Genomic DNA, 10,016 nt, shown 5'->3' with positions numbered 1-10,016 from the left:
CGGACGTCAGGGTGATCCAGGTTTCTCTCGATTCTTTGTTTCTTTGGAAGACTCCTTGATGGTTCGTTTTGGTGGCGAAAAACTTCAGAAACTATTTGAAAAAATGGGGGATGAACAAATCGAATCTAAAGCTGTTACGAAATCTATCACAATGGCGCAAAAGCGTGTTGAAGGATATAACTTTGATATGCGTAAACAATTGTTAGATTATGATGATGTATTACGTCGTCAGCGTGAAATCATCTATGCACAAAGAAATCGCATCTTAGAAAGCGAAGAAGTACATGAAATGGTACATGTGATTTTTGAAAAAACATTGGATCAAACATTACAGGCAAATATTCTGGATGAGAAAAAACAAACAGTGGATATTCCAGGTCTTTGTAAATCATTAGAGATGACAGGTTTAACAGAAGATAGAGCTATTCATGCTCAGGAATTAGAAGGCTTGAAATATGAAGAAATCAAACTTCATTGTTTGGATCGTATCTGGAATGATTATGAGAAAGAGATTGAACCTGTTAAGATGCAGTTCTTGCCATTTGAAAAAACTGTTGTCTTGCGTAATATTGATAGAAACTGGATCGAACATATTGACCGCATGGATAAATTAAGAAGTGGTATCTATTTACGTTCTTATGCACAAAATAATCCTTTGCAGCAATATGTACAGGAAGGTTTTGATATGTTTGAAGATATGAACAAACGTATCGATAGAGAAATTGCTTTCTTCTTATTAAAAGTAAGAATTCGTAGGGAGACAAAAGCGTAATGGAACTTTATGAATTAAAACAAGGAGTGACTACTCACCTGGAGAAGTTAAATTCTCTAGGTGAGTCACTTTGACTTAGCTGATAAAAAAAATCAAATTGAAGAATTAGACAAAAAAACTTTGGAAGATGGATTTTGGAACGATCAAAAGAAAGCTCAAAGTGCAATTCGAACACGTAACAATCTAAAAAATATTGTCGACAGCTATCAGGCTTTAGATGATACTTTAAAGTCTTTGGATGAAACGGCAGATGCCATTAAGGAAGTATTCGATGAAGAGCTTATGGCTTTGGCAGAAGAAGAATATGATGCTATGGCAAAAGACTTTGAGAATTTTGAAATTCAAGTGCTTTTGTCGCATGAATATGATCAAAACAATGCAATCCTAGAATTGCATCCAGGTGCTGGGGGAACTGAATCTTGTGATTGGGCCAGCATGTTATATCGCATGTATACACGATATGCGGAAAAGAAAGGCTTTAAAGTTACAGTTTTAGATTATCAACCAGGTGAAGAAGCTGGAATCAAGAGTGTTACTTTCCTGGTTGAGGGAGATAAGGCATACGGTTATCTAAAAGGAGAAAAAGGTGTACATCGTTTAGTACGAATTTCACCATTTGATTCTGGGGCGAGAAGACATACTTCTTTTGCTTCTTTGGATGTAATGCCTCAGTTCAATGATGAAATTGAAATTGAAGTAAAGCCAGAAGATTTGATCATAGAGACAAAAAGAGCATCTGGTGCTGGAGGTCAGCATATTAACAAAACGGACTCAGCTGTTCGTATCGTACATAAGCCAACTGGTATTGTTTCAACTTGCCAAAATGGAAGGTCGCAGCACGAAAACCGAGAAGAAGCGATGCGTATCTTAAAATCTAGACTTTATCAATTAGAAATAGAAAAACAAGAAAAGAAACTGGCAGAAATTAAGGGCATTCAGGCAGCCAATGAGTGGGGAAGCCAGATTCGAAGTTATGTCATGCATCCATATAGTTTAGTGAAGGATGTTCGCACAGGTTGTGAAACAAGCCAGGTACAAAACGTATTGGATGGAGACTTAGACGAGTTTATCTTTGCCTATCTAAAATCACAAATTCAATAAGATCACCTTTTAAGGGTGATCTTTTTAAAAAGTTTCATACTGTAATTAGAGAGGGATAAAAGTACAATAATTCTATAAATTGGATTTTTTGTTGGAGGTATCGCAATGAAAAAAGAGACTAGGGAAGATTTTGATAACTAGAATTAACAATGTAGGAGGACAAGTAGTTGTGGGAATAAAAATAGTATATGCTTATAATCGAGCTGAAGAAGTAAGTAAACTATTTACAGAATATACGGCTATGCTAATTGAAAAAGATAGTTCTTTCCAAAAGTATTTAGAAATTTAAAATTATAGTGAAGAAATGGAACATTTGGAGAACAAATATGGTTTGCCTGATGGAAGATTATATTTGGTTTATTGTGATGAGAAATTAGCTGGTTGTATAGGGCTAAGAAAAATTGACAGTCAAAATTGTGAAATGAAGCGTCTCTATGTAAGGCCTCAGTTTAGAGGGCGAAAAATAGGTAATCTGTTAGTTGAAAAAATCACAGATGATGCAAAGAAAATAGGGTATTCGTACATGCTGTTAGATACACTCCCGTTCCTGAAAAGTGCAATACATATGTATAAAAAACATGGATTTTATGAAATAAGCAGTTATAATGATAGTCCTATGGATACTTCCATATATATGAAACTTAATTTATAAATTTTAGTTTAAAAAAATACTCTTGAATATTCGCAAAAAGTAATCCTTCGACTTTTCAGTATAGAATTTAAAAAGGATCAGCTTGTAATGATAGATTGAAAGGATTAAACTTATCATATATGTTGTTGGAGGATGGAAAAATGGTAGAAGTTAGTGAAACGTTGAATGTGAGTGCGAGTGATTTCTTTGATGCGATTATTGAATCTGTTGTGTATGATGCATGTCAGGCAACAGGAAAAAATATTCGAAAGAGCCATTTAAAGAAAGGTTTTTCATACTCCAAAAAAATCAAAAATAGTTTTGGAAAGAAAGAAAATTCAAGAGTAGTTATCCAAAAATTTGAAGCTCCTTCGATTTATAAAGTGAAATTTGAAGGATCGACTGGATACGATATCATGACATATAAGATTGAATCGTTAGAAGACAAAAAGATCACTGTTAGATATTCAGAAGATTTTATCAGCGAATTTACGGTTGAAGGCAAAAGTTCTAAAATGATGGAAAAATTGAATAACAAAAGAGCACAAAGGCGAGCAAAGAAATTGTTAAAGAATATAGAAGCATATATTCAAAATAAACAGAATACAGAAGATATACAAGAAGAAGTGGAGCAATAGGCTCCACCTTTGTTTTATGATAGAATAAAAATATGAGAAGAAAACGAATACGTTATAATCGAGTGTTCTTATTGATGGTGATCTTTTTGGTTCTTGTTACTTTTTTGAGTGCTGGGATATATAGAATGTGGTTTTATCAGGCTCCACGAGATAATTCTTTGTTCTACATGGATAATGGATTTATAAATTATTCTGGTGAAGATATAGAATTGATCCACGGAATTGATGTATCTAGTCATCAAGGTGAAATTGACTGGCAAAGAGTAGCGAATACACCTGTTGAATTTGCGATGATACGTGCCGGGTATCGTGGAGGAATAGAAGGCTTGCAGCATCAAGATGAATACTTTGATCAAAATATGCAGCAGGCAGCGGCCAATGGTATTAAAACCGGCGTCTATTTTTATTCCAGTGCAATTACTATGGAAGAATTGGAGCAAGATGCCCAATTGGTATTAGATATGGTGTCTGGATATCAAATTGATTATCCAATTGCGTTTGATATGGAAATTTATGATGAGGTCAATGGACGAATTAATTCTCTTACCATGGAAGAAAAAACTTCTTTTGCGCTAAGGTTCTGTGAAATCATGGAAGAAAATGGATATCAAAGCATGATTTATGGGAACCTGGACTGGCTTTATTCCCATTTGAATTTTGAAGAGATACAAGATAAGGAAATTTGGTATGCTGCTTATCTATCCATACCGCAGATGAATGATGAATTTAGAATGTGGCAATATACCAATACAGGCCAGATTGATGGAATCTCAACAAATGTGGATATGAATGTATGGTTGGAAAGAGCTAAATAAAAACCGAGATTTTACCTGAAAATGATATGCCTCCTATCTATTTGATAGGAGGCATATGAATATCAGATCTCGTTTTTTTTATTTTACTTTTGATAATAAATCTTCAAAATCAACTTTTTCAATTTCACCAAATTCAATCGTTACAGAATCATGATCTTTGTTAGCATATCTAGGAATGAGATGCACATGGAAGTGATTTACACTCTGTCCGGCTGCCTCATGAATGTTTGTCAATACGTTGATACCATCGCAACCTAGTTTTTCTTCTAGAACATTCGCAAGTTTTTGTGCAACTTCAAAAACATGATCTAAAATTTTTGTTGGGCAATCTAAGAATGAGTCACAATGTTCTTTTGGAACGACAAGACAATGACCATAGCTTGTAGGGTTAATGTCAAAAAATGCAATTACCATGTCATCTTCATACAATTTGTTGCTGGGAATGTCACCTTTGACGATAGAACAGAAAACACACATATTATTGTTCCTCCTTATGAATTTTCTTTAAGATTGGATATAGAATGAATCCAAGTATACATCCTGTGATACCCTGGATGAGGTTAATAGGCATAGATAATACCGCAATCCAAAGGGATTGATTGACAAAGCTGTCGGCAATGAAATAACCAATTACCATCCAAATTGCACCTAAGGAAAAAACAAACATTTTTGATTTAAATTTTGAAATCAAAATAGAGATAAGTAATCCTTCTATTCCTTTGATTACAAGGGTGAATAAGGCATAACTTGCATAGCCACTTACGATGTCGGCTATAGCTGAACCAACACCACCAATCAAAAATGCAAACAATGGATTGACAAAAGGGGCAAAGGCCAGGATCATTCCATCGCCACAGTTGAAATATCCTTGAAATCCATTGGGGATCTTAATTAGGAAAGTGGCACAAAATACCAAACAGATTCCTAAAGCAGATATGCACAATTCTTTTACTTGGATTTTCTTCATAATTCCTCCATTTATTATTATAATACTCTTTTAGAAAAGATGGATAAAAAAAATGAAAAGCCAGGCTAAGGGGGTGCCTGACTTTTCAAAAAATTAAGGGGATAGAAAATTGTACGAACATCATTTCGTACCGGCAAGGCCTTCTACTCCTTGCTTGATTAAAAGTATAACACAAGTCAATTCTAAAAATATGTGAAAATTATGTGAAAATGCGTCAAAATGATAAAAAATAGGTATTTTGTGGGGGAAAATACCATAAAAGATAGATTTTACATCCCAAAAATGGAGTTTTATTTAAAAAAATGGGAATCAGTTGTGCAAGTATATAATCTTTCGAAAAAAATGCATTGTTGTGTGATATAATATAATCCAAATGGGGGTTTATAGAAATGATCGTAAAAACCATTCAAGAAATTGCGGATATGTTAAATTGTGATCTAGTTGGAGAAGATAAAACTTCTTTGATCCAGGGAGTTGGGATTGATTCTCGTCAGGTTACAGATAATGCCCTTTATATCCCTTTGATTGGGCAAAGAGCGGATGGGCATACCTTCATTGATTCCGTGATTCAAAAAGGAGTCAAAGCAACGTTGTGGCAAAAAGATCACACACCATATCCTGAAGATATAACGTGTATCTTGGTTGACGATACACTGGAAGCGTTACAAAATCTAGCTAAGGCTTATTTAAATACTTTATCTTGTCTGGTTATTGGAGTCACTGGCTCCAATGGCAAGACAAGTTGTAAAGATATGTTATATAGTATTTTTTCTCAAGAAAAGAAAACACAAAAAACACAAGGAAATCGTAATAATGAAATTGGGCTTCCTTTAACAGTGTTGGATCTTGATAAAGATGTAGAAGTTGCCATTCTAGAAATGGGAATGGAAAATAAGGGTGAAATTGATTTCTTAACACATATTGCACGCCCTGATGTTTCAATTATCACAACAATTGGCAGTGCTCATATGGAAAATCTTGGAGGAAAGAAACAAATTGCTCAGGCAAAGTTAGAAATTTTAGAGAATCTAAAACCAGGAGGTCTTTTCTTATATGACAAAGAAAGTCCGGAAATTCAGGAATGCCTGCTGGAGATGGATATTGATCCATCTAAACGTCTGGTTTCTTTTGGCTTTAATGGAGATATTTCCATTATTTCATCTATTGATTATACAGAAAATGGAATTGAGTTTTATTGTTCAAGTTTAACTGATAAAATCACATTAAATGCACTTGGAGATTTTCAGGCAAAAAATGCTTTACCTTGTATTTATGTGGCATTGGATCAGAAAATCTCGACATCATCAATCTTAAAAGGATTAAAAGATTTGGAAATGACGAAGATGCGTACAGCACTTTTAAAGGTTCATGATGCAAAGATCATTGATGATACATATAAATCCAATCCAGAAAGTGCCAAGGCGGCAATTGATACCTTGATGAAAGTACAGGCAAAAAAACATATAGCCGTATTGGCGGATATGTTAGATTTAGGACCAGAAGAAAACGATCTGCACGCGATGATTGGATGCTATGCAGTTGAAAAAAATGTGGATACAGTCTATGCGACGGGCCCTTTAAGTAAATATACGATTAAAGCATGTACAAATATTGAATCTAAATGGTTTGAAACAAAGGATGAAATCGTTGAGGAACTAAAACATTTACTAAATGAAGATTGTGCAATCTTGATCAAGGGAAGTCGTGCAATGCATATGGATGAAATTGTGGATAAATTGAAGGAGATGTAAATTATATGTTGAAATTAGGTGTTGTCTTTGGTGGACAGAGTAGTGAGTATTCTGTTTCTTTACACTCTGTTGCTTCTTTTTTAAGACAGATTCATGATGAAAAATACGATATTACTATGATTGGTATCGACCAGAATGGGCAATTTTATGTTTATGATGGTTCGATTGATGATATAGAACATGATCATTGGATTCCTCAGGCTACAAAAGCTGCATGGGTTCATAAAGGAATCATGGCTTTGGATGGAAAGAATACAGTAAAAGAATTAGATTGTGTATTCCCTGTTTTACATGGAAAAAATGGGGAAGATGGATGTGTGCAGGGGTTATTGGAATTGATGAATATCCATTATGTTGGATGTGATGTAATGTCTAGTGCAATTTCTATGGATAAAGAGATCATGCATATTTTATGTGATGAAGCTAACATACCTTGCGCTGATTATGTTTGTTTAAAAGCCAATGAAGAAAATCCTTCATTTGAAATGATCCAGGAAAAGATCTCCCTACCTTGGATCGTAAAACCATGTAATGCCGGAAGTAGTTATGGTGTTCATAAAGTAGAGAATAAAGAAGAATTTGAAGAGGCTTGTAAAGATGCTTTCTTCTATGATGGCCGTGGCAAGATCTTAGTTGAAAAAGCAATTGAAGGCTTTGAGATTGGCTGTGCTGTTATGGGAAATGAAGAAGTGTTTACTGGCAGCTGTGATGAGATTCAAATTTCTGGAGGAATTTTTGATTTTGAAGGAAAATATGAGATGAAAGGGGCTGAAATCATCTGCCCTGCACGAATCGATGAAGAAACGTTTGCCAAGGCTAAGGCCCTAGCAGCTAAAACATATAAAGCTATGAATTGTTGTGGTATGGCTCGTGTGGATATGTTTGTAACGCCTCAAAAAGAGGTTATCTTAAATGAATTGAATACGATTCCAGGTTTTACCGCCACTTCACGTTATCCATCTATGATGAAAGAAGCTGGAATTGAATTCAGTGATTTAATTGATAAATTGATCGATCTAGCAATGCAAAGGACGATTTCAGCATGTTAAAGAGTTATAGCCGTGCTTGGTGTGAAATTGATTATAAGGCAATCAATCATAATTTGGATGAAATTCAAAAGCTTGTGGGAAAAACCAAAATCATGGGAATCGTTAAGGCGAATGCCTATGGTCATGGAGATGTAGCTTGTGCAAGACAAATGGCTAAGTGGGGCGTTGATTTCTTTGGTGTCTCCAGCATTGATGAAGCTTTGAATTTAAGAGAAAATGGAATTGATCAAGATATCTTGATCTTGGGATATACACCTGTTGAACATTTTCATTACTTATACGAAAAGAATATCGTACAGTCACTGATCTCTTTCGAGTATGCTCAAAAATTAAATGCATTTGCAAAAGAGAACGACGCGATGATTCGCTGCCATTGCAAGGTTGATACAGGAATGTGTAGAACTGGTATCATATATCAGGATCAAGATAAGCATATGGATCAGATCATTGCAGAATATAGATTATCTAATTTAAGTGTAGAAGGAATTTTTTCGCATTTTCCAGTTAGTGATGATCTGGGAGTGGATAGTCGTACATTTACCGAGAATCAGATTCGCTTGTTTAAAGAAGTCATTGACAATCTAAAAAAAGAAGGTATTGATTGCGGAATCAAACATATTCAAAACAGCTATGGAATTTTAAATTATATGGACCTTGGTATGGATTATTGCCGCCCTGGTTTGTTGTATATGGGTGTTACAAGTGATGATCAAATTCCTATTCTTTCGAATCCAGACTTTATTCCGATCATGTCAATCTATGCCAATGTTTCTTTGGTAAAATGGATCCAAGAAGGTCAAAGTGTTAGTTATGGGCGTAATTTTATAGCCACAAAACCAACCAAAGTGGCAACTGTATCAATTGGATATGCCGATGGGATCCCTCGTCTTTTAAGCAATCAGGGATTTGAAGTGTTGATTCACGGTAAACATTGTAAAGTGATTGGAAATATCTGTATGGATCAATGCATGGTTGATGTAACAGATGTAGAAAATGTTAAAGAAGGAGATATTTGTTGTTTTGTTGGTCAAATGGGACAGGAAAGAGTTACGATTGATACGATTAGTCGTTTAGCCAAGACCATCAACAATGAAACGATGAGCGCTATTGCTGCTCGTGTGCCACGTTTAGAAAAGAGGTAGATTATGAAGGTGAAAAGAAAATATGCCGCAATTGATATTGCTAAATATGTTTCGGCATTATTGGTTGTATGCATTCATACATATCCGTTTTATGAAATTAGTGAAACGTTCAATACGTTTTTTATGCAGACGATATGTCGAATTGCTGTGCCATTTTTCTTTACAACTTCCGGTTTTTTCTTCTTCCGTAAATATGGAGATGATTCTGAAGAAAACACAAAGAATCTTCGCAAATATTTAATGCGCTTATTAAAAATATATTTGATTTGGACCGTAATCTATCTTCCATATACGATATGGGATCAATATCAGGCAGGATTTAGTATTCTAGGTGTTTTTTCTTACATTCGAGATTTCTTCTTAAATGGAAGTTATTATCATCTATGGTTTTTACCTGCTTTGATGTTAGCAAGTGTGATCGTTTTCTATTTATATAAAGAGAAAGGCTTAGTGTTTACCCTAAAGGTAAGCTTAGGTGCTTATTTTATAGGTTATTTGATCAATGTTTATACACCAGTCTGGGAAAGTATTCCAGGAATTAATTTCTTTTTTGCATTTTTCACAAAAACTTTGGTGACAGCACGAGATGGAATCTTTTTTGGACCTATCTTTGTGTCTTTAGGTCTTTTGTTAGCTAAAACAGGACGTTTACCATCTAGAACTAGCTTAGGAGGCTTTGTAATTAGCTTTTTATTAGTGGTAGTTGAAGTGTTGATTTATAATGTGACAGGCATATTGCGTGATTTAACGAGCATGTATTTATTCTTAGTGCCGGCAGTTTATTTCCTTGTAAATTGGCTGTTAACAATCAAGATGCCATATAAACCAATTTATAAAGTACTAAGAAATGACTCATTATTGATTTACACATCACATATTTTATTCGCAAAAATTTTATTAGCATTGATGCCAAACGCCCATATCGTTGTTTATTTTTTGACGATTGCCTTAGCGCAGGCTTTTGCAAGTCTTGTGATGTATTATAAGGGAAGATTCCCTGTATTAGAAAATTTATTGTAGCTTATGATTAGAGTATTCCAAGTAAAATGTGCTTATGAAAATGAGGTTGAAGCACAGTTGATCAAAAAACTGCATATAAAAAAAGAAGATCTTTTGGGGTATACAATACACCGCAGAAGTGTGGATGCCC

General features: G+C 34.6%; 11 protein-coding genes. 9 read left to right on the top strand and 2 right to left on the bottom strand.

The window, feature by feature from the left end:
- The 5 genes from HMPREF0367_RS05175 to HMPREF0367_RS05155 all read left to right on the top strand — a co-directional run.
- Nucleotides 1–772 (top strand): preprotein translocase subunit SecA (locus HMPREF0367_RS05175; RefSeq protein ID WP_035401884.1); only part of this gene is annotated, 772 nt, incomplete at its 5' end.
- Nucleotides 772–1,873, top strand: a protein-coding gene (gene prfB, locus HMPREF0367_RS05170) for a peptide chain release factor 2 (RefSeq protein WP_143395314.1) whose coding sequence is annotated in 2 segments (ribosomal slippage) — nucleotides 772–843 and nucleotides 845–1,873 — 1,101 coding nt in all. Because the reading frame shifts where the segments join, the coding sequence is not laid out codon by codon here. The genes HMPREF0367_RS05175 and prfB, both read left to right, overlap by 1 nt.
- 304 nt (nucleotides 1,874–2,177) lie before the next feature.
- Nucleotides 2,178–2,525, top strand: coding sequence for a GNAT family N-acetyltransferase (locus HMPREF0367_RS05165; RefSeq protein WP_211237380.1), 348 nt, complete (start codon nucleotides 2,178–2,180; stop codon nucleotides 2,523–2,525).
- A 140-nt stretch (nucleotides 2,526–2,665) separates the two neighbouring features.
- Complete coding sequence (locus tag HMPREF0367_RS05160) at nucleotides 2,666–3,142, top strand: DUF3284 domain-containing protein (protein ID WP_035401880.1); 477 nt, start codon at nucleotides 2,666–2,668, stop codon at nucleotides 3,140–3,142.
- A gap of 32 nt (nucleotides 3,143–3,174) precedes the next feature.
- Nucleotides 3,175–3,957, top strand: coding sequence for a glycoside hydrolase family 25 protein (locus tag HMPREF0367_RS05155; protein WP_081683641.1), 783 nt, complete (start codon nucleotides 3,175–3,177; stop codon nucleotides 3,955–3,957).
- Nucleotides 3,958–4,035: 78 nt separating this feature from the next.
- Here HMPREF0367_RS05155 and HMPREF0367_RS05150 read toward each other — a convergent pair whose 3' ends face one another.
- On the bottom strand, nucleotides 4,036–4,434 hold the full coding sequence (locus HMPREF0367_RS05150; RefSeq protein ID WP_035401878.1) for an HIT family protein: 399 nt from the start codon (nucleotides 4,432–4,434) through the stop codon (nucleotides 4,036–4,038).
- A 1-nt stretch (nucleotide 4,435) separates the two neighbouring features.
- On the bottom strand, nucleotides 4,436–4,924 hold the full coding sequence (locus HMPREF0367_RS05145; protein ID WP_035401876.1) for an ECF transporter S component: 489 nt from the start codon (nucleotides 4,922–4,924) through the stop codon (nucleotides 4,436–4,438).
- A gap of 389 nt (nucleotides 4,925–5,313) precedes the next feature.
- Between HMPREF0367_RS05145 and HMPREF0367_RS05140 the strand changes: the two genes are divergently transcribed.
- From HMPREF0367_RS05140 to HMPREF0367_RS05125, 4 genes are read left to right on the top strand one after another with little or no spacing between them, the layout of a single operon-like run.
- Complete coding sequence (locus HMPREF0367_RS05140; protein ID WP_035401874.1) at nucleotides 5,314–6,675, top strand: UDP-N-acetylmuramoyl-tripeptide--D-alanyl-D-alanine ligase; 1,362 nt, start codon at nucleotides 5,314–5,316, stop codon at nucleotides 6,673–6,675.
- A gap of 5 nt (nucleotides 6,676–6,680) precedes the next feature.
- Entirely contained in the window at nucleotides 6,681–7,724 is a 1,044-nt protein-coding gene (locus HMPREF0367_RS05135) for a D-alanine--D-alanine ligase family protein (RefSeq protein ID WP_035401872.1), read from the top strand.
- Nucleotides 7,718–8,866 (top strand): alanine racemase, encoded by a 1,149-nt coding sequence (gene alr / locus HMPREF0367_RS05130; RefSeq protein WP_035401870.1) that lies wholly within the window; start codon nucleotides 7,718–7,720, stop codon nucleotides 8,864–8,866. The genes HMPREF0367_RS05135 and alr overlap by 7 nt, the downstream gene beginning before the upstream one ends.
- A 3-nt stretch (nucleotides 8,867–8,869) precedes the next feature.
- Nucleotides 8,870–9,886, top strand: coding sequence for an acyltransferase family protein (locus tag HMPREF0367_RS05125; RefSeq protein ID WP_051335186.1), 1,017 nt, complete (start codon nucleotides 8,870–8,872; stop codon nucleotides 9,884–9,886).
- Nucleotides 9,887–10,016 lie beyond the last annotated feature (130 nt).

The organism is Faecalitalea cylindroides ATCC 27803 (genome assembly GCF_000469305.1).
Classification (GTDB): domain Bacteria; phylum Bacillota_I; class Bacilli_A; order Erysipelotrichales; family Erysipelotrichaceae; genus Faecalitalea; species Faecalitalea cylindroides.
This window is presented reverse-complemented; position numbering and strand designations above follow the sequence as displayed.

Coding starts and splice junctions, on each gene's coding strand:
- HMPREF0367_RS05125 (WP_051335186.1), top strand. CDS start 8,870: ATGAAGGTGAAAAGAAAATATGCCGCAATTGATATTGCTAAATATGTT.
- HMPREF0367_RS05150 (WP_035401878.1), bottom strand. CDS start 4,434: ATGTGTGTTTTCTGTTCTATCGTCAAAGGTGACATTCCCAGCAACAAA.
- HMPREF0367_RS05135 (WP_035401872.1), top strand. CDS start 6,681: ATGTTGAAATTAGGTGTTGTCTTTGGTGGACAGAGTAGTGAGTATTCT.
- HMPREF0367_RS05155 (WP_081683641.1), top strand. CDS start 3,175: ATGAGAAGAAAACGAATACGTTATAATCGAGTGTTCTTATTGATGGTG.
- HMPREF0367_RS05165 (WP_211237380.1), top strand. CDS start 2,178: ATGGAACATTTGGAGAACAAATATGGTTTGCCTGATGGAAGATTATAT.
- HMPREF0367_RS05140 (WP_035401874.1), top strand. CDS start 5,314: ATGATCGTAAAAACCATTCAAGAAATTGCGGATATGTTAAATTGTGAT.
- HMPREF0367_RS05145 (WP_035401876.1), bottom strand. CDS start 4,924: ATGAAGAAAATCCAAGTAAAAGAATTGTGCATATCTGCTTTAGGAATC.
- HMPREF0367_RS05160 (WP_035401880.1), top strand. CDS start 2,666: ATGGTAGAAGTTAGTGAAACGTTGAATGTGAGTGCGAGTGATTTCTTT.
- alr (WP_035401870.1), top strand. CDS start 7,718: ATGTTAAAGAGTTATAGCCGTGCTTGGTGTGAAATTGATTATAAGGCA.